The organism is Ewingella allii (assembly GCF_044430645.1).
Taxonomy (GTDB): domain Bacteria; phylum Pseudomonadota; class Gammaproteobacteria; order Enterobacterales; family Enterobacteriaceae; genus Ewingella; species Ewingella allii.
Window position 1 is genome coordinate 1,251,400 of sequence record NZ_JAWUDN010000001.1, and the last position, 19,913, is coordinate 1,271,312.

General features: G+C 54.8%; 12 protein-coding genes and 1 pseudogene. 2 read left to right on the forward strand and 11 right to left on the reverse strand.

Annotation, left to right across the window (positions count from 1 at the left end; translation table 11 throughout):
* Positions 1–218: 218 nt before the first annotated feature.
* The 3 genes from SBO83_RS05915 to chaB form a co-directional block, all read right to left on the reverse strand.
* Entirely contained in the window at positions 219–2,441 is a 2,223-nt protein-coding gene (locus SBO83_RS05915) for a TonB-dependent siderophore receptor (protein ID WP_396130791.1), read from the reverse strand.
* A 164-nt stretch (positions 2,442–2,605) separates the two neighbouring features.
* Positions 2,606–3,295, reverse strand: a complete 690-nt coding sequence (locus tag SBO83_RS05920; RefSeq protein WP_353501938.1) for a gamma-glutamylcyclotransferase — start codon at positions 3,293–3,295, stop codon at positions 2,606–2,608.
* Positions 3,296–3,611: 316 nt separating this feature from the next.
* Positions 3,612–3,842, reverse strand: coding sequence for a putative cation transport regulator ChaB (gene chaB, locus SBO83_RS05925; protein ID WP_396130792.1), 231 nt, complete (start codon positions 3,840–3,842; stop codon positions 3,612–3,614).
* Positions 3,843–4,438: 596 nt separating this feature from the next.
* Here chaB and chaA point away from each other — a divergent pair.
* Positions 4,439–5,539, forward strand: a complete 1,101-nt coding sequence (gene chaA, locus SBO83_RS05930; RefSeq protein WP_396130793.1) for a sodium-potassium/proton antiporter ChaA — start codon at positions 4,439–4,441, stop codon at positions 5,537–5,539.
* Between the two features lie 79 nt (positions 5,540–5,618).
* Here chaA and phoH read toward each other — a convergent pair whose 3' ends face one another.
* From phoH to putP, 8 genes and pseudogenes are all read right to left on the reverse strand, one after another.
* Positions 5,619–6,407 carry a phosphate starvation-inducible protein PhoH gene (phoH, locus tag SBO83_RS05935; RefSeq protein WP_034790157.1) on the reverse strand — a complete coding sequence of 263 codons (789 nt, stop codon included), beginning with the start codon at positions 6,405–6,407 and terminating at the stop codon, positions 5,619–5,621.
* Positions 6,408–7,149: 742 nt separating this feature from the next.
* Positions 7,150–8,418 carry a chloride channel protein gene (locus SBO83_RS05940; RefSeq protein ID WP_396130794.1) on the reverse strand — a complete coding sequence of 423 codons (1,269 nt, stop codon included), beginning with the start codon at positions 8,416–8,418 and terminating at the stop codon, positions 7,150–7,152.
* A gap of 95 nt (positions 8,419–8,513) precedes the next feature.
* The gene (locus SBO83_RS05945; RefSeq protein WP_396130937.1) at positions 8,514–9,359 is read right to left on the reverse strand and encodes an N-acetylmuramoyl-L-alanine amidase; all 846 of its coding nucleotides are present in this window, start codon (positions 9,357–9,359) and stop codon (positions 8,514–8,516) included.
* Positions 9,360–9,380: 21 nt separating this feature from the next.
* A pseudogene (locus tag SBO83_RS05950) lies at positions 9,381–9,686 on the reverse strand (N-acetylmuramoyl-L-alanine amidase); the annotation flags it as partial.
* 151 nt (positions 9,687–9,837) lie between these two features.
* Positions 9,838–11,157: an iron uptake transporter deferrochelatase/peroxidase subunit gene (gene efeB / locus SBO83_RS05955; RefSeq protein WP_396130795.1), complete on the reverse strand. Its 1,320-nt coding sequence runs from the start codon at positions 11,155–11,157 to the stop codon at positions 9,838–9,840.
* A gap of 213 nt (positions 11,158–11,370) precedes the next feature.
* On the reverse strand, positions 11,371–12,510 hold the full coding sequence (gene efeO, locus SBO83_RS05960) for an iron uptake system protein EfeO (RefSeq protein WP_396130796.1): 1,140 nt from the start codon (positions 12,508–12,510) through the stop codon (positions 11,371–11,373).
* A gap of 83 nt (positions 12,511–12,593) precedes the next feature.
* Complete coding sequence (gene efeU / locus SBO83_RS05965; protein ID WP_396130797.1) at positions 12,594–13,442, reverse strand: iron uptake transporter permease EfeU; 849 nt, start codon at positions 13,440–13,442, stop codon at positions 12,594–12,596.
* Positions 13,443–13,758: 316 nt separating this feature from the next.
* Positions 13,759–15,243 (reverse strand): sodium/proline symporter PutP, encoded by a 1,485-nt coding sequence (gene putP, locus SBO83_RS05970; protein ID WP_353501932.1) that lies wholly within the window; start codon positions 15,241–15,243, stop codon positions 13,759–13,761.
* A gap of 418 nt (positions 15,244–15,661) precedes the next feature.
* Here putP and putA point away from each other — a divergent pair, with 418 nt between their 5' ends.
* Positions 15,662–19,633: a trifunctional transcriptional regulator/proline dehydrogenase/L-glutamate gamma-semialdehyde dehydrogenase gene (gene putA, locus SBO83_RS05975; protein WP_396130798.1), complete on the forward strand. Its 3,972-nt coding sequence runs from the start codon at positions 15,662–15,664 to the stop codon at positions 19,631–19,633.
* Positions 19,634–19,913 lie beyond the last annotated feature (280 nt).

Consider the following 19,913-nt stretch of genomic DNA (forward strand, 5'->3'; position numbering starts at 1 on the left):
TGACTCTCCAACATAGCGAAATTGCTAATAATTTCCTGAGTGTATGTGAGTCGCTAACTCACAAGAAAGTCGTTTAACGACTAACCTTATGCTTTTATCGCATAAGATTATGAGTATGGTTATTAAAGCGGCGTTTAGCCAAATGTTCAGTATCAAAGTGGGGAGGGAAAGGTGCCGAAAAGTCTTGCCTCCCCTGTTCCCAAGGGAGGCATTGGTGATTAGAAATCGTAGGTGGCGGAGAGTTTAAACTGGCGCGGCGTGCCCTGCGTCAAATAGCCGCCGGTGGCCGAAGCCCAGTAGTTCTCATTGGTGACGTTTTCCAGATTGGCGCGCCATGTCAGAGTATGTTCCTGCATCGGCATAGCGTAACGCACGCCCAGGTCGAGGCGAGTCCAGGCATCTATTTTTTGCGTGTTGGCTTCATTGAGATACTGCGAGCCGGTACGGATCACCTTGCCGGTCAGCGTCACGTTCTGCACGCGCGGGACATCCCACTCGCCGCCGAGCACCACCTGATAATTCGGCACGCCGATGGCGTCGTTACCATCATTCAGACCACCGTTGGTGTCCGTCAGCTCCGGCTTAAGCCACATGGCGCTGCCCAGCAGGCGCACGCCGTACATCGGCTCACCAAACACGCTCAGCTCGACGCCACGGTTGCGCTGCATGCCGTACAGGCCATATTCGTGCGTCACGCTATTGGTGTAAGAGGCCGGTTTTTTGATTTCAAACAGCGCCAGCGAGCCGCCGAGAGTGCCGAAATCAAACTTGGCACCCACTTCATTTTGCTTCGAGGTAATGGCAGGGAATACTGCGCCAGCGTTGGACGCCGTGCTTGGCGCCGGATCGCTCGGCTGAAGGCCCTCTATGTGGTTGGCGTAGAGCGAGACATGCTCCCACGGCTTGACCAACAGGCCGTAAGCGGGAGTGACCTTGGTGTCGTCGAAGGCCGCATTCTGCACGCCGTCATAGGTGTAGCCACGCGTCAGAACCTCCTGACGGCGCGCCCCCAGCGTCAACAATACTTTGTCATCCAACACGCCCAAGGTGTCAGAAACCGCGATTCCACTGCTGCGGCTGCGGTTACGCACTTTCGGATCATCCATATGGCCGCCGGTAAAACTGGTTGGCGGGTAGTTTATAGGCTCAGGATCATAGAGGTTGAACGGTCCGCGATCGGCGGTTTTCGGCATGGTGTAGCTGGTGCGAGTCTTCACATAGACGCTGGAGAAGCCGACGTTAACCTTGTGCGACACAAAGCCGGTGTCGAAGTCCCCGCGCAGCCCCGCCATGGTGGAGATGCGATCGGCGAAGTAAGGCACGCTGAGGCGTCCAATAGTGCCGTTTCCATTAACATCGGTCACGGTTGGCGAGGCGTAATCGCCGGTTTCGTGCGCATGGCTGGCACCCAGCCCGGCGTAGGCCGTCCAGTGATCGGTGAGGTCATACTCCCCTTTCAACATGCCGAATTCGTTCTCGGTATGGGTGTTCGACCAGGGCTGCGCGTAGTTAAGGGTTGATGATGGCGCATCTGGAACTTTGGTCAGCGTCGGGCTGAGATACACCGGCGGGCGGCCATTGCCGACGACCTGCTTTTGATAGCCAAGGTCGAGTGAGCTGCGGAAACGATCGCCGCGATAGTCCAGGCCGATAGAGCCAAGGGTCGTACGGCGATATTCATCGTCCACCGCCGCGTCCCCTTCGCGGTGCAGGGCGTTGACGCGCACGCCCCACTGGTCGTTGTCGCCAAAGCGGCGGCCGACGTCAATGCCGGTGCCAATCTGCGAGGAGCTGGTGTAATCCATCGTGACGCGAGTGAGTGGTGCGGAAGAGGCGCGTTTGGGTTCGACGTTAATCGCACCGCCCACCCCGCTGCCGCCCGGGGTGACGCCGTTGATAAAGGCGTTGGAGCCTTTAAACAGCTCGACGCGATCAGCGAAGTTGCTGGCGACCACCTGACGCGGTAGCACGCCGTACATGCCGCCGTAGGAGATATCATCGCCATTGAGCGAGAAGCCGCGCACCATAAAGGTTTCGGAGAAGTTGCCGTAGCCGTAGCCGCTCTGCACCGAGGCATCGTTGCTCAGCACGTCGGCCAGCGAGCGCGCCTGCTGGTCCTGAATCAGTTTGTCGGTGAAGCTAATCACGTTGAACGGCACGTTTTTAGCATCCTGCTCGCCCAAGATCCCCAACCTTCCGCCGTTCGCCACGCCGCCGTCAAGATAGGCTGGCACCGGGGTGTTGCCCCCAGCCTTGAAGTCATCCGCCACGGCGGTGACGGTCAGGGTATCTTCTCCCTTTAGGCTGCTCACGCTGTCTGGCGCAGCTGGCGATGGCGCAGCGGCGTGGGCCAGAGGTGCAGTGATAGCCGAACAGATAAGCACGGATAATAGGCTACGGGTCAGGCGACCCGCCGACGGTGAGCGGTGTGACGTTTGCATAGAGGTTCCCCAATGAACAAAATGAGAATGCCAATGATTCTCATAAAGATTGGGATTATGCGCATTGACTGCTCGATTGCAATAAAATTGGTAATAAAAAAAACCGCCTTTTGAAGTGCATCCAATGGCGGTTTAGTGGGTTGCGTTAATTGCAGCAGTAAGTCTTAGCCGAGGCCGGGAACCCCTTCTGCCGGAGATACCGCCAGCAGCATGCGCACCTGATTAACCAGTTCGCTCATGCAGTCGTCGCGCATACCGTAGGTTTGCAGTTCTTTCTCCAGCGCGAACAGGTATTGCGCGTTGGTGCCGAGCGGCCCGCTGGCTTTGGCAATCAGCGGCGCGATCACCTGATATGAGGTGTCAGCTTCAAACAGCGGGTGTGCCGGGTCCATGATGAACACCAGCGCGGTCACTTTGCGGCCGTCGTCGAGATCCAGCTCGCACCACGTCGGGCAGTAACAGCCGGTGACCATTTCACGTTTCCACAGCAGTTCCAGCTCTTCTCGCAGCTTATCTTCCGGCAGGCGGAACGCCAGACCCGTGGTGCGGCCCCCCTCTTTTAGCGCTAGCATGCGACCCGGCTGGGTGTGCGTCCCGCGTCCCGAGGTCAAGCGCAGACAGAAAGCGCGGTGATAGCCGTTAAGTGTTGCCGGGCGCGCCTCATCCGAGTCAAACACCGGATTCCACATCAGAGAGCCGTAACCGAATATCCATACCGGGCTATTGTCCGGGCGTCGCGCCAGCGTGCAATCGAGCGAGGCGGAACGTTGTTCGGAGGTCAATAACATCGACTCGTCGATGCTGCCGAATGCTGTTTTGCAATCTGCGTTACGCAGAAAATCTCGGGTTAACATTCATCGCCTCCTTCAAAACCACTGCTTATAGAACTTGCCATACTGTTGACGCTGTTTTCTCCGTTATTGCGCTTTATTCCTTTTTAACGCTCTAAAAAAGGAAAAAAACATAAGAATTTCTTTATGTCGTTAATAGTTCAAACCTTATGCGTTTCTGCGTCAGCAATCAAGATTGAAGGTGATCACAAAACGAAAATATGATGAACATTTAGTGAACATTGATAAATGCGCGGCGGGAATGGCAATGAGAGACAAATAAAGCCCGGCACGAGGGCCGGGCGGAAAGCTTTTTAGTGTAAGAAAGCCAAGGTATGCATTACTTTTTGGGATGCCATTTATCGTCATCCCCTTTCTGATAACCGTGCTTAACCGCCGCCCAGGCTACCTTGTGCGCGGTTTCTTCCCGGCTGTCATCACCCTGCCTGTCTTTGGATTTCGCATATTCATCCCACGCGCTGTTAAAGGCTTCTTTATAGATGTCTTGAGCATGAGGCGGGAGCACATTACGCACGGAATCCGGTAAAGATGATCGGTTGTCATAAGGCATTTCCAGTCTCCTCGTTAGTCGTCTGGGTTATTTGATAAAGCAACAAAGTCTAAAAACCCCACTTTTTGCTGCCTCTATCGGTGTTTCATCACCCGTTTTGCTACATAACAAAGTCTAGCTGCTACGCTAAATAGGGTTATAGGTAATGTTCCGATAAGCCCAATAGGGCTGAAAATGATAAAGATAATTCAGTAAACGTAAAGCAGCGTAAGTGCGGGCAGGGAATCCATTAAAAAATGGGGTTATTCGATGACTCAGATGAAAACTTCTCATCATCGTCATAACTCTAACTTATCAAATTAACTCTTTGTTTTTAATATTATTTAAAGAATTAAAAAACACATCTACCAGACTTAATTAGCGCCTTATATTAAGTTATAGCGCTTAAAATCGATGTCTTATGATTTTTTATTACCAAAGCAAGCTTATATCTATCAATTAAGTCGTTTTTCTTATATAGTGAACGAGTTAACGCGCCATGGCATAACGAGTTTGTTGTGCTCTATGACGCGTTCTTTGCTGGCAGTGAAAACACTGCTGTTTCGTGAAGCCGGTTCGTCCGAGCCACGTAAGTTTTGCACAGGAGAATAATCATCATGGTGTCATCTCAGGAGCATCCGAAGCATAAATCCCGCCATCAAGAATATTCACTCGTTTTCCCTATTGCTGCCTTATTAGTCTTGGTCTTTTGGAGTGATAGCAGCAATTTCCTCGCCGTCATCGGCATCAACACCATCGCACTGGTGGGTATTCTCGCCAGCGCCTTCAGCGTTGTGCGCCACGCCGACGTTCTTGCCCACCGCTTAGGCGAACCTTATGGTTCACTCATCCTCAGTCTGTCGGTGGTTATCCTCGAAGTTAGTCTGATTTCCGCGCTAATGGCAACGGGTGACGCCGCCCCGGCGCTGATGCGTGACACGCTGTTCTCGATCATCATGATCGTGACTGCCGGTCTGGTTGGTTTCTCTTTATTGCTGGGTGGCCGTAAGTTCGCGACTCAGTATGTGAATTTGGGTGGTATTAAGCAGTACCTGATGGCGATTTTCCCGCTGGCGATCATCGTGCTGGTTCTGCCTGCCGCCCTGCCCGACGGTAACTTCACTACCGTGCAGGCGCTGATCGTCGCCGTGATTTCTGCCGCGATGTACGGCGTGTTCTTGCTGATTCAAACTAAAACGCACCAAAGCCTGTTCATTTATGAGCACGAAGATGAAGGTGAAGAAGACGGCCACGGCAAGCCTTCTTCCAAGAGCAATCTGACCCACACCCTGTGGCTGATTGTCCATCTGGCGCTGGTTATTGCGGTGACTAAATTCAACGCTGACCCGCTGGAAGAGCTGTTAACCGAGCTGAACGCCCCGGCGCAGTTCACCGGCTTCTTGGTCGCGCTGCTGATCCTCTCCCCTGAAGGTCTGGGTGCGTTGAAAGCCGTGATGAAGAATCAGGTGCAGCGCGCGATGAATCTGTTCTTTGGTTCGGTTCTGGCGACTATTTCCCTGACCGTACCTGCCGTCACCCTGATTGCCACCCTGACCGGCCAGGAGCTGATCTTCGGTCTGGCCCCGGCGAACATCGTAGTGATGCTGTCAGTGCTGATTTTGTGCCAGATATCCTTCTCCACTGGCCGTACCAATGTATTAAACGGTACTGCTCACCTGGCGCTGTTTGTGGCGTACATGATGATCATCATGCTGTAAGCCTGCTTACTGATAAAACAAAGGCCGCCTCAATTCACATTGGGCGGCCTTTTTATTAGAGACAGGTGCGAGGGAAGAATTAAGAGTAGGCGTGCAGGGTGCGTTTACACAGCTCTGAACGCACGCAGTCCTCTTTACCAAACTGAATGATGCCAACCATCTCGTCTTCTTCGAAGCGAGACATTGCATCGCTAAGCCCTGATACTACCCCACGCGGCAAATCGCATTGGGTAACATCCCCATTTACTATTACCGTCACATTTTCGCCGAGACGGGTCAGGAACATTTTCATTTGGCTGGCCGTGACATTCTGGGCTTCGTCCAGAATAACCACTGCGTTTTCGAAAGTACGCCCGCGCATATACGCGAAAGGTGCAATTTCAACCTTACCTATTTCCGGTCGCAGACAATATTGCATAAATGATGAACCCAGACGACGTAATAAGATGTCGTATACCGGACGGAAATAAGGTGCGAACTTCTCAGAGATATCGCCGGGCAAGAAACCGAGGTCTTCATCGGCCTGCAATACCGGACGGGTAACAATAATCCTATCTATCTCTTTATGTATTAATGCCTCTGCAGCTTTCGCCGCGCTAATAAATGTTTTGCCACAGCCTGCTTCGCCGGTAGCAAAAATTAACTGCTTATTCTCTATGGCTGATAAGTAATGACCTTGAGCTTCAGTTCGTGCCTGGATTGGAGAGGTATCGCGAGAGTCGCGCGCCATTCCAATCGATTCCACACCGCCCATTTGGATTAAAGAGGTCACAGATTCTTCCTCACGTTGGCGGTGACTGCGTGAATCACGACGAATAACACGTTTCGCTTCACGACGAGCTTTGATCACTTCTTTCTGTCTTCCCATAGTGGCACCTTACAGTTTGATTCACTTAACGCTAAGGCATAGGCCCGCACGGTTATGTTTCACTAACAAATGAGGTTTTGGTCTCCTTTTAGACCAAGTTGAGCCAATGAATAACGTGAAGAGGAAAATAACGTCGGGTGATTAATAAATGAGCGCCCTGCTATTTTCTTTAGACATACTGTCTGTTCACGAGGAGGCATTGCCATTAATGACAAACCGCTGACCTTGGAAGCAATAGAACCAGTTAAACGGCCAGACAAATAGCCAGTTGGTTGCAGTGTAAGTGTGGGGTCAGTTAAAGAACGGAGGCGCTGTTGTGTGGTTGAAAAGTGACGAAATAATAAAGACGTGGAAAAGGTTTGGTCGGTTAATATCAGAGAGTCGAAGTCTTGTCCCTCGTTTGCGGTTAAGCAGTGACAACGAGTGGAGAGGTGTAAATATGTTTTTTTGTTACTCAGCCCAAAATAGGACTTTCTCATTCGCGATCCCCGCTGTGATATTTACGACCTTGGCCGCTCACCGAGTAAACTTTTTAATCCTGCTCAATTCAATTTATTAATTTAAAGCTACTGAGCGTTAACTAAAAAGTACCGCCTGATAATGACAGTATAGTGACAGCTGCCATCTTTGCTAAGAATTTTCATTACTAACCTGTTACTGAAATGTAAGAAAGTTTGTTGAGTTGGTCAATAGGATCTTTCACGATCTAAAAAAGATCCTATTGTCCTGCCGCACGCAGTGATTAACTCTTTTTAGCCTCGAAGGCCTTGCTGCAAAGGCTTTGCACCGCGATTGAACCCGTTATCGCGAATAAAATCGGGATCAAAAAATCATGCCCAACGCGGGTAAATTCCATAATTAATACCACCGCCGTCAATGGCATTTTCATTGAGGAAGCTAAAAAGGCCGCCGCACCGATTATCGCAAAAGCGCCGAGAGAGGTGCCCGGCCAATAAATATTCCACAGCCCGCCCAGCACGCAGGCCAGCAACGCGCCGTTAGACAGCCCCGGCGTCAGCAACCCGCCCTGCGCACCCGCCCGCAGCGTGCTCCAGGTGATAGCCACTTTCGCCACCAGCAGCAGCGCCGCCAGCGCGATGGTGATCTGATTGTCGAAGCTGATTTGCGCCGGGCCTTTACCATTGCCCAATAGTTCCGGCAGCCAACCAGCCAAAATGCCGATAATCGCAAAGTTAATCAGATTGAGCGCGATCAGCCTGGCGTCGCGCGGGGCCTGCGCTTTGGCCTTGTTGGTCAGGCGCGTAAACCAGTAGGCCGCGAAGCCGAACACTGGCCCCATCACCACCGACCAGACCAGCAGCGACGGCGTGATATCCAGCGGCATCAGGTGGTACTGGGACTCATTGCCCAGCCCAATCCAGGCTACCAGGGCGGCAATAGAAGAAGTACAGATCGCCGGAAGCAGCAGCTGCCAGCTAAAAGCACCCAGCAGCACTTCCAGCACGAAGACCGCCCCGCCGAGCGGCACGTTATACACCGCCGCCAGCCCCGCGCCTGCGCCACAGGCAATCATGATTTGGGTTTCACGCACGGTGAGAGCAAAACGTTGGGAGAGCCAGTTAGCGGAGATAGCGCCAATTTCGCGCGGTGCCACTTCGCGGCCCAGAGGTGAACCCAGCGCCACTGTGATGATTTGCAGCAAGGCGTGAATCGTGGTGCTGAAGAACGGCATATCGGGCTTATCGGATTTCACCGCCGCCGCGATACTCACCAGCGGCTTGCCCCAGCGATAGAGCGCCCACCAGCCGATCCCGGCCACCAAGCCACACACCACCAGCACGGCAAAGCGCCGCCCATGCGTCGCGGCAGTCACCCCCTGCAAAAAGCTTTCATTGCTGATGATAGCGTTCTGGCTGTAGCCAAACGCCAGGTGCTGAATGCTGTGAAGAATAAGCGCCAAGGTCATGCCGCCTAGCCCGGCTAGAATGCCGGTAGCGACCGTGGCGAGGGTTAGGCGCCAAATCGGGCTGGAAATTGGTGTCTGACTCAACTGTTCTCTCCGTAATTTGGCCTAAGGTCCTGCGCCAACGAGTAAATTTTTCTAGCTTACTCATTCAATTTACAAGAAAACGGTTAAACGGCAGCTCAGCTCAACAGATTATTTTTCTTTTCATTGAGGAAATAACTGTTGATCCCCTCGGCCATCGCGCGAGCCATCTTCTCCTGAAATACCGGCTCGCCGAGCAACTTTTCTTCATGCTTATTGGTGATAAAGGAGGTTTCCACCAGCACCGACGGGATGCGCGGAGACTTCAGCACGGCAAAGCCCGCCTGCTCGGGGTGGGGACTGTGCATAGGGTGAACCTTGATAATGTTTGACGCCAAATGGCGGCCGAAATCCAGACTGCGGCTGATGGTTTCACGCTGGTCGAGGTCAAACAGCGTCTCCTTCAGATAGGGATCGTCGGTCTTGAAATCATCGTCATACAGCACGTCGACGCTGTTCTCACTCTGCGACAAATAGCGCGCCATGGCACTCCCCGCACCGTGTGGCGACAGCGCGAACACCGACGCGCCCGAGACATCATCATTAGTAAAGCCGTCGGCGTGGATCGAGATAAACAGGTCGGCCTGGTGTTGGTGCGCCAGACTCACCCTATGATAAAGCGGGATAAACACATCATCTTGCCGCGTCAGCACGGCGTGAATGCCATGTTCCTGATCCAGCAGGCTTTGCAGCCGTTTGGCAATATGCAGTACCACGTGTTTTTCATAGGTGCCTTCATTGCCAATTGCTCCCGGATCTTTACCGCCGTGGCCGGGATCAATCATCACCAGCAACGGCTTCTTGGCGGCCCCGGGCGCAGCGGCGGTTGGCAGAGCCTGACTGACGGCCCCTCCCGGCAGGCTAATACCGACCTGCAACTGGCCCGCCGTCTTGGTGCGCTGCAAACGCGGCGCGGCGCTCAGTTGCAGCACAATCCGGGTGATTTGCGGCGCGAAATGGGCAATCTCGGTATGAACCAGCCACGGGAATTTTTGCTTCAACACGGTCAGCGAGTGGATTAGCGCGGGAGGAAACGCCTCCATCGGCACATCAATCACCACCCGCTGCGGGTTGTCGAGGGTGAACACGCGGCTGCGTTTATCAGCAGACGGAATAGTCACGTTAATTTGCGCGGCGTCAGAGGTCAGCGAGACCGGCGCGGCAACAGATTTGGCATACACGCGCGGCGCGGTCAGGGCCATGCCCATACCTAAAATAAGCAGTTTTCGGCGCTGATGGTTGATGGTCATAAACAGGGTTTCCTCGGACATCGTGACGACTTAGCATCATGACATTCCTCAGATTTTTATGAATTAGCGGGAGTATTAACAGGCGGTGAATTCGGTAACGAGGCGTAAGAAATTGAAATCTATCCCCCTTTCTCCTGACAGAGCTAAGGGGGATATTCTGCGGTTTGCTGAATTATGCTTCGATCAGCGACTGACCCAAATAGTGGTTCTCATCCTGCACGCCGGGCAGCGTGAAGAAGAAGCCGCCGCCCACCGGGCGAATGTACTCTTCCAGCGGCTCGCCGTTCAGGCGTTTTTGCACCGCGAGGAAGCCCTTCTCCAGGTCGTGCTGGAAGCAGACAAACAGTAGCCCCATCTCCAACTGGCCGGAGTTAGTCACTCCCAGCGAGTAGCTATAGCCGCGACGCAGCATCAGGCTGTCATCGGTGGCTTTGGTGCGCGGGTTGGCCAAGCGAATGTGGGCATCAAGCGGAATCACCTTGCCTTCTGGGTCTTTGCTGTAGTCCGGCACGTCGTGCTCTTTCGCCATTCCCAAAGGCGCACCGCTGTGTTTGTGGCGACCAAAGATGGTTTGCTGCTCCTGCAACGGCGTGCGATCCCAAAACTCGACGTGCATCGGGATAATGCGCATTGCCTGATAGCTGCCGCCCACCGTCCACGCCGGTTCACCCTGCTCTGGCGTCACCCAGATGGCTTTATCCATCAACGGCGCGTCTTTGGTGTCTGGGTTGGCGGTGCCGTCTTTAAAGCCCAGCAGGTTGATTGGCGTCTCTTTGCCCTGACTGCGCGCGGCGTGGGAAGAGATAAAGCCGTCGCGACGCCAGCGAACGCTGAGCAAATCCGGCGTGTACTTGATGATGTCGCGCAGCGCGTGGATCACCGTGTCGCTGTTGTTGGCGCAAATCTGTAGCAGCATGTCGCCGTGGCACAGCTTGGCGTCCAGCGAATCGTTCGGGAAACGCTCCATGCGTTGCAGCTTCAGCGGTTTGTGCGCGGCAAGGCCAAAACGCTGGTCGAACAGGGAGTCGCCGACGGAGAGCGTCATGGTCAGGTTGTCTGGGTAAATTTCCGGACCCATCACGCCTGAATCCATCGGAGGGAATTTCGGGTCAACCTCCGGCGCGGTGCCGCCCGTGGTGAGGAAGGCAAAACGGCTGGTCAGTAAACGGAACAGGCGCTCAAGGTCCGCCTTGCTGGTTGCCAGCACGTCGAAGGACACCAGCATCATCGACGCCTGCTGCGGGGTCAGAATACCCGCCTGATGCACGCCGTGGAAAGGCTGTTTACTCCAGCGCTCATCGGGGGAAACCGTGCCCGGCGCATAGCCCGGCTTTGAACCCGTGGTCTTCGACGCCTGCGGGTTATCAACACCGGCCGCCGCCGCCCCGCCAAGGGCTAACACGCCGCCCATCAAACCCACGCCCTTCAACAAACGGCGGCGTGAGGAAGAGACGTCCTGAGATTCAGGGACTTTATCGTTTTTGTCACTCATTGATTTGCCTCAACAAACTCTACTGCTTGCCACTACGCGAAAGGAGCGCCGCGGCGCTCCTTTATTGTGATATTTCAAACGCCCTACCTTTCCCCAAAATAATTCGTGTTGCAGGAAGGCGGCAACCGAAGGAACCCGATGAGCTGACTCAAGTCAGTGATTCGGGTAACTAAGGGCAGCCAACGCACCTGCGGCGCGAAGTATGCAGGGGAATTAATCTAAGCCCAATACGCCACGCAGCTTAGCCAGATCTTCTGCCAGCGTGGTGATCGGCCCTTTCATCGCTATGCGGTCGGCATCGGTCAGCTTCTCATAGCTCTCGTAGCCATCTTTGGTTTTGTATTTATCCAACAGCGCATCGACGGTTTTGAAGTTTGCGTCAATCTTATCCAGCAGCGGCTTGTCGGCTTTTTCCAACAGTGGGCGCAGCAGGTTAACGATTTTCTGCGAACCATCAAGGTTGGCGCGGAAGTCCCACAAATCAGTGCGGCTGTAACGGTCTTCTTCACCACTGATTTTGCTGGAGGCCACTTCTTCAATCAGACCGGCCGCGCCGCCAACCACTTTGTTCGGTGGGAAGGTCAGGTCAGTAATGCGTTTTTGCAGATCCTGTACGTCGGTGTAGAGCTTATCGGCGTAAGGCTCGGTACCTTTGGTGGTTTTATCCGCAAACAGGATTTTCTCCAGGCGGTGGAAACCAGTGAATTTCGGGTCTTCGGCTTTCTTCTCAAAGTCATCTTCACGGGCGTCAATACTGCCGTCGAGATCAGAGAACAGTTCGGCGATTGGCTCGATGCGCTCGTAATAAACGCGGGTCGAGGCATAGAGAGATTGCGCCTTTTTCAAGTCGCCTTTCTTAATCGCGTCAGTGAAAGCTTTGGTGTGGGAAACCAGTTCGCCCACCTGCTGAGTCACATAGACTTTATATTCCGCGATTGGCCCAACCAGTGCCATAGCATCAGGTTTGGTGGCGGTGCTAGCCCCTTCGCTGGTCACTGTCAGCTTGCCTTTCGGGTTGCTCAACAGGCCGCAGGTCATGTCATATTCGCCCGGCTCCAGATTGGCCGTCATCTTCTGGGTGAAGCCCGGCGCGATGTTCTCACGCTCTTCCACCACCATTACGCCTTTGAGGATCTCCCACTCCAGCCCTTTCTGGCTGGCGTTGTGTACCACAAACTGCGTTTTACCGGCAGGCACGGTCAGTGACATTGGGTCACACTGTTTATCGTTCACCGTGATTTTGACTTGTGGAATATCCGCCGCCAGCGCATTGGCGCTCATGCCGAAAAGCGGCAAGGAGAGCAGAGCAACCTGCAAAGCGGTACGGCGGAACAACGTGTTTGACTTGGACATCGGGTAACACCCCTATTAAAGACGCCCTGTTAAAGGCGGTTGTTAAAATTATTAAACCACTGTTATTAAAGAAATCGTCACGCTTAGCGCGGGGTCTTCTGGCCTGCGGCAGGCGCTACCAAAGGTTGTTTCCCCTGCGGCAAGAAGAACAGAATCAGTGCTGGGATCAGGTAGAGGAAGTAGACCGAGACTTCGCTGACGGTCGGTGCTTCCTGATAACCAAACATGCCTTCCAGCAAGGTGCCGAACAGCGAATGCGTCGACAGCACGTTGCTCAAATCAAAGGCGATGTCCTGCATGCTGTTCCACAAACCGGCTTCGTGGAAGGCGCGGATTGCCCCGGCGGCCAGACCGGCAGCCACGAACAGAATAAACAGGCTGGTCCATTTGAAAAATTTGGCGAGGTGCAGCTTCACACCGCCGTAATAAATTAAGAAGCCCAGCACCACGGCGGCGGTCAGACCGAGAATGGCCCCGATTGGCGCGGCAATGCCCACATCCTGCTGGAACGCGGCAAGCAAAAAGAATACCGACTCCAGCCCTTCACGCGCCACGGCGAAGAACACCATCGCCACCAGCGCCCAGCCCTGCCCGCGCCCCGAGTTCAGCGCGTTATCGATAGCCCCTTCCAGATGCACTTTGATTGAGCGCGACACTTTACGCATCCAGAACACCATGTAAGTCAGAATGCACACCGCGATCACCGCCACGATGCCTTCAAACAGCTCTTGCTGCTTCTGCGGGAATTCGCCGGTGGTTTCGTTGATAAAAATGCCCAATGCCAGACAGAGCGCGGCGGCGATGAAAACGCCAATCCATACGACGCCCAGCCACTGCCCGCGCTGGGTGCGCTTGAGGTAACTGGCAATCAGACTGACGATTAGCGCGGCTTCAAGCCCTTCGCGAAACATGATGAGAAAGGGAACGAACATAGCTAAAACTCCCGGCACCGCGGTGCTGAAGAACTAAGATTACCCACTTTCCTGTCACCGGCGAACAGCCGAGGTTCAAGGTAAAGCATGTAAAGATAAGTAAAAATGAAAACGATAGTGATTATCATTCCTGCAAAAATAAAAACAAGTGGCTACCCGCGCTTTTTTGCGCCAACTGAGGGCTTTTAGCAGGAAATTTTATTGCTGATTATTTCAGAGAAAACGCCAGAAAATGGCTGAGATAAAAAAGGGCGGAGCCGGTTTCCCCTCTCCGCCCTATTACTTAGGACCCATGTTCAATACAAAACGGCAGTGATCAGACGGTTTTGTACTCTGCCTCTGCGGCGTTGAAACGGTTTTCTACGGCAATTGAAGGTTTGCGGCCCATCAGGCTCACAATCCAGATAGCCAGTGAGGCAAAGATAAAGCCCGGAATGATTTCGTACAGGTCCAGCCAGGCGTACTGTTTCCAGATAAGCACCGTGCCCGCGCCTACCACCATACCGGCCAGCGCGCCGTTGCGGGTCATGCGACGCCACATCACTGAGATCAGAATAACTGGACCAAATGCCGCGCCGAAGCCTGCCCACGCATAGCTTACCAGCCCTAGCACGCGGTTATCCGGGTTCGCCGCCAGCGCAATCGCCACCAGCGCCACCACCAGCACCATCACGCGGCCAATCCACACCAACTCAAACTGGCTGGCATTTTTACGCAGGAAGGCTTTGTATAAATCCTCCGTGATCGCGCTGGAGCACACCAGCAGTTGGCAGCTCAGGGTACTCATCACCGCCGCCAGAATCGCCGACAACAACACACCTGCCACCCACGGGTTGAAGAGGATTTTGGCCAGTTCGATAAACACCCGCTCGCCGTTTTCGGTTACGTTTCCAGCCTGCGCCGGATTGTTGTGGAAGTAAGCAATGCCGAAGAAACCGACCGCGATAGTACCCGCGAGGCATAGGATCATCCACGTCATGCTGATGCGACGGGCGCTGCGAATAGTGCGATGCGAGTCAGCGGCCATGAAACGCGCCAGAATGTGCGGCTGCCCAAAGTAGCCCAGCCCCCAGCCCAGCAGCGACAGAATCGCCACCAGATTCATCCCTTTGAACATATCCGTGTATTCAGGGTTTTTGGCGTTGATCACCATCATCGAAGTATCAATCCCGCCAACCGCCAGAATGACGATAATCGGCGTGAGGATCAGCGCGAATATCATCAGGCTGGCCTGCACGGTGTCGGTCCAGCTAACCGCCAGGAACCCGCCGATAAAGGTGTAGATGATAGTCGCAGCAGCCCCGGCCCACAGCGCGTTGGCGTAAGTCATGCCGAAGGTGCTTTCAAACAGGCGCGCACCGGCCACGATGCCAGAAGCGCAATAAATAGTGAAAAATACTAAAATCACGATGGCCGAGATAATGCGTAGTAACTTGCTGGAATCTTCAAAACGGTGGGTGAAGTAGTCCGGCAAGGTAAGCGCGTTGTTGTTGGCTTCAGTGTGCACCCGCAGGCGACCCGCCACCAGCTTCCAGTTGAGATAGGCCCCGATCGTCAAGCCGATGGCAATCCAACTTTCTGAAATTCCTGAGATAAAAATCGCGCCCGGCAGGCCCATCAGCAGCCAGCCACTCATGTCCGAGGCGCCGGCTGATAACGCTGTCACCACGCTGCCCAGACTGCGGCCGCCGAGAATATAGTCATCGAAATTCTTAGTGCGCAGATAGGCGATCAGCCCAATCAGAATCATTCCGAAGATATAAACGCAAAACGTCACCGCCATAGGTGTATTCATTGTCATGCAAGTTCTCCACTTGTAATTTTCAATCTGTAAAAACCCCTGTCTGCTGATATGCCTCTGTGGGCCGTTTTATTAGTGAAAAATATCAGCGTATAAATCCAATCCGGCAGGATAGTTATCGACATAAACCGCAATTACAAGATTTTTAACATGCCAGTCACATGAAACAGATCCCCTATCACATTAATTATGATTGCGGGTTGCACCTTACATTGCGCGCAGTTGTACCGCCCACAACTCCCATTAACCAAAGCCTTTAGCGATCCCCGTCACAGCTAAAAATGTTAATAATTGAGCCAGATTTAGCATTGCTGCACATCATGCAATTAACAGGGTTGCACAAAGTTGCAACATAGAAGATATTGCTGCTCAGAAAACATCAACGATTGCCCTATCAGGCTGACTTATGGAGTGAAAGATGGGAATGACGACAATGGGCGTGAAGCTGGACGAAGCGACGCGTGACCGTTTGAAAGTGGCCGCGCAGGGTATCGATCGCACGCCGCACTGGTTGATTAAGCAGGCTATTTATTCCTATCTGGAACGCCTGGAAAATGGCGATGCTCTGCCGGAAATCCCTGCCTTAAACGCGGCGGGCATGAGCGATCATGAAGAACAACCGGCCCTGAGCCTGTTGGAAACCCATCAGCCATTCCTCGATTTTGCCGAGCAGATTTTGCCGCAGTCGGTTAGCCGTTCGGCTATCACCGCTGCCTACCGCCGCCCAGAGCCAGAAGCCGTCTCCATGCTGCTCGAGCAGGCTCGCCTGCCAGCGGATATGGCCCAGGCCGCGCACAAACTGGCCTATGATCTCGCCAGCAAATTGCGTAACCAGAAAAGCGCCAATGGCCGTGCCGGTATGGTACAGAGCCTGTTGCAGGAGTTCTCGCTCTCCTCGCAGGAAGGCGTGGCGCTGATGTGTCTGGCCGAAGCTTTGCTGCGTATTCCTGATAAACCGACCCGTGACGCGCTGATCCGCGACAAAATCAGCACCGGTAACTGGCATTCGCACCTTGGCCGCAGCCCGTCGCTGTTCGTCAACGCCGCGACCTGGGGTCTGTTATTCACCGGTAAACTGGTGGCAACTCACAATGAAGCCAATCTCTCCCGCTCGCTGAACCGTATTATCGGTAAAAGCGGCGAGCCGCTGATCCGCAAAGGCGTGGATATGGCGATGCGCCTGATGGGCGAGCAGTTCGTCACCGGCGAAACCATCGCCGAAGCCCTCGCCAACGCGCGCAAGCACGAAGAGAAAGGCTTCCGTTACTCTTACGACATGCTGGGCGAAGCGGCCCTGACCGAAAAAGACGCGCAGGCTTACCTGCTCTCTTACCAGCAGGCGATTCACGCCATTGGCAAAGCCTCCAACGGTCGCGGTATTTATGAAGGCCCGGGCATTTCCATCAAGCTCTCCGCCCTGCACCCGCGCTACAGCCGCGCCCAGTATGAGCGCGTGATGGACGAACTCTACCCGCGCCTGCTGTCACTGACTCTCTTGGCCCGCCAGTACGATGTCGGCATTAATATCGACGCCGAAGAGGCTGACCGTCTGGAAATCTCCCTCGACCTGCTGGAAAAACTCTGCTTCGAGCCAGAGCTGGCAGGTTGGAACGGTATCGGCTTCGTTATTCAGGCTTACCAAAAACGCTGCCCGATGGTGATTGATTACCTGACCAATCTGGCCCAGCGCAGCCGCCGTCGCCTGATGATCCGTCTGGTTAAAGGTGCCTATTGGGACAGCGAAATCAAACGCGCGCAGGTTGACGGCCTTGAGGGGTATCCGGTTTATACCCGCAAAGTCTATACCGACGTCTCATATCTGGCCTGCGCCCGCAAACTGCTGGCGGTGCCAAACCTGATTTACCCGCAGTTCGCTACCCACAACGCCCATACGCTGGCGGCGATTTACCAACTGGCGGGCAACAACTACTATCCCGGCCAGTATGAATTCCAGTGCCTGCACGGCATGGGTGAGCCACTGTACGAGCAAGTGGTGGGCAAAATTTCCGATGGAAAACTCAACCGTCCGTGCCGTATTTACGCCCCTGTGGGTACTCACGAAACTCTGTTGGCCTATCTGGTGCGCCGCCTGCTGGAAAACGGGGCGAACACCTCCTTCGTTAACCGCATTGCTGACGCCACCTTGCCATTAGACGAGCTGGTCGCCGACCCGGTTAAAGCAGTAGAGACTCTGGCTGCCAGTGAAGGTCAGGTTGGCCTGCCCCATCCGCGCATTGCGTTACCGCGTCACTTATATGGTGAAAAACGCGTCAACTCGTCCGGTTTGGATATGTCCAACGAGCATCGTCTGGCCTCCCTGTCCAGCGCCTTGCTCAGCGGCGCGGCCCAGCCCATCACCGCGCAGCCAATGATTGATGCCGAGTTAGATGAAGGCCAATTTGTGGATGTGATTAACCCTGCTGAACCGACTGACGTCGTGGGCCAAGTTCGCGAAGCCACCGAGGGTGAAGTCAGCCGCGCACTGGACGCCGCTGCCGCCGCTGGCCCTATCTGGTTTGCGACACCTCCCGAAGAGCGCGCTGCAATCTTGCAACGTGCCGCAGAATTGATGGAAGGCGAGCTGCAAAGCCTGCTTGGCGTGCTGGTACGCGAAGCCGGAAAGACCTTTAATAACGCCATTGCCGAAGTGCGCGAGGCGGTCGACTTCCTGCACTACTACGCGGGTCAAATTCGCGAGCAGTTTGATAACAATACCCACCGCCCGCTGGGCACCGTGGTGTGTATCAGCCCGTGGAACTTCCCGCTGGCGATTTTCAGCGGCCAGATTGCCGCCGCCCTCGCCGCGGGTAACAGCGTGCTGGCAAAACCTGCCGAGCAGACGCCGCTGATCGCCGCTCAGGCCGTGCGCATTCTGCACGAAGCCGGAGTTCCGGCAGGGGTGCTGCAACTGTTACCGGGTCAAGGCGAAACCGTCGGCGCTCAACTGGTGAATGACGAACGCGTGCGCGGCGTGCTGTTTACCGGCTCCACCGACGTGGCTGGCATCCTGCAACGCAGCATCGCCGGGCGTCTGGATCCTCAGGGCCGCCCTGTTCCGCTGATTGCTGAAACCGGCGGCCTGAACGCGATGATTGTTGACTCCTCTGCCTTAACTGAGCAGGTAGTCACCGACGTGGTTGCTTCCGCCTTCGACAGCGCGGGCCAGCGCTGCTCTGCGCTACGCGTGCTCTGTATTCAGGACGACGTGGCCGAGCACACCCTGCAAATGCTGCGCGGCGCGATGGCTGAGTGCCGCATGGGCAACCCTGAGCGCCTGTCCACCGACATCGGTCCGGTGATTGATCAGGAAGCCAAAGCGGGCATTGAGAAGCACATTGACGCCATGCGCGCTAAGGGCCGCGCCGTGTATCAAGCCGCCCAGCAGCAAGGTGAAGATCAGCAAGAGTGGTCACGCGGCACCTTTATCCAGCCAACTCTGATTGAGCTGGAGAGCTTTGGCGAACTGAAGAAAGAGATCTTTGGGCCAGTGCTGCACGTGGTGCGCTATGCCCGTCAAGACTTGGATAAGTTGGTCGACCAAATCAACGCCGCGGGTTATGGCCTGACGCTCGGGATCCACACCCGTATCGATGAAACCATTAACCGCGTGACGTCGAAAGCTAACGTCGGCAACCTGTATGTGAACCGCAATATGGTTGGCGCCGTGGTTGGCGTGCAGCCGTTCGGCGGCGAAGGTCTGTCCGGCACTGGTCCGAAAGCCGGTGGCCCAATGTATTTATATCGCCTGCTGTGCAGCCGTCCACAAGAAGCCGTGGCGCAAACCCTGAGCGTGCAGGATAAGTCGCTGCCATTGGATGTCTCCCTGCGCGAAGCCCTGCTAGCGCCGCACCGTGCGCTGCAACAGTGGGCCGTTGAGCAGAAGGATGACTCACTGGCCGCGCTGGCTGAACGCTTCGCTCTGTCGGCTCAGGGCGGCACCGTCCGCACTCTGCCGGGCCCAACGGGTGAACGCAACACCTACGCCCTGCTACCGCGTGAGCGCGTGCTGGCGCTGGCGGATAATCAGCAAGACGCGCTGATCCAGCTCTCTGCCGTCACCGCCACCGGCTGTCGCATCCTGTGGCCTGATGCCCCTTTACAGCGCGACCTGTTCAAACAGCTGCCAAAAGCGGTTCAAGAACGCGTTGATTTCGCTAAAGAGTGGCAGACCGAAGCGCCGGAATTCGACGCGGTTATCTACCACGGCGACGCCGATCAGCTGCGCGAACTTTGCCAGACCATCGCTAAACGCGCAGGTGCCATAGTGTCGGTCCAAGGTTTTGCACGCGGTGAGGATAATATCCTGCTGGAACGCCTGTTGATTGAGCGTTCACTGAGTGTGAATACCGCAGCGGCCGGGGGTAATGCGAGTTTGATGACTATTGGCTGATAGTCAGGGGCAGCGCAGGGCTTGCTGCCCTGCAACCTGCTTTAAAAAACAAAACCTTGCGTTGCCACGCAAACTGGCCCAAAGGGTTTTAAACGAAACCCTTTGGAATCCTGCTTTTTTTTGCTGCTGGAAGATCGAGGCTTCGCAGGGTTGGAATGGACGTGTTCCAGCGGCCATTGTGTTCGTCGCGAAGTGCCGCCGCTTAGGCGGTTCCCTCAGTTCGGGCTTCGAGCCATAGGTCTCGAACCACTCCCTCCGCGTCACTTCTGAACGTGACCTA

Coding starts and splice junctions, on each gene's coding strand:
- chaA (WP_396130793.1), top strand. CDS start 4,439: ATGGTGTCATCTCAGGAGCATCCGAAGCATAAATCCCGCCATCAAGAA.
- chaB (WP_396130792.1), bottom strand. CDS start 3,842: ATGCCTTATGACAACCGATCATCTTTACCGGATTCCGTGCGTAATGTG.
- putP (WP_353501932.1), bottom strand. CDS start 15,243: ATGACAATGAATACACCTATGGCGGTGACGTTTTGCGTTTATATCTTC.
- SBO83_RS05915 (WP_396130791.1), bottom strand. CDS start 2,441: ATGCAAACGTCACACCGCTCACCGTCGGCGGGTCGCCTGACCCGTAGC.
- efeO (WP_396130796.1), bottom strand. CDS start 12,510: ATGTCCAAGTCAAACACGTTGTTCCGCCGTACCGCTTTGCAGGTTGCT.
- putA (WP_396130798.1), top strand. CDS start 15,662: ATGGGAATGACGACAATGGGCGTGAAGCTGGACGAAGCGACGCGTGAC.
- efeB (WP_396130795.1), bottom strand. CDS start 11,157: ATGAGTGACAAAAACGATAAAGTCCCTGAATCTCAGGACGTCTCTTCC.
- SBO83_RS05920 (WP_353501938.1), bottom strand. CDS start 3,295: ATGTTAACCCGAGATTTTCTGCGTAACGCAGATTGCAAAACAGCATTC.
- efeU (WP_396130797.1), bottom strand. CDS start 13,442: ATGTTCGTTCCCTTTCTCATCATGTTTCGCGAAGGGCTTGAAGCCGCG.
- phoH (WP_034790157.1), bottom strand. CDS start 6,407: ATGGGAAGACAGAAAGAAGTGATCAAAGCTCGTCGTGAAGCGAAACGT.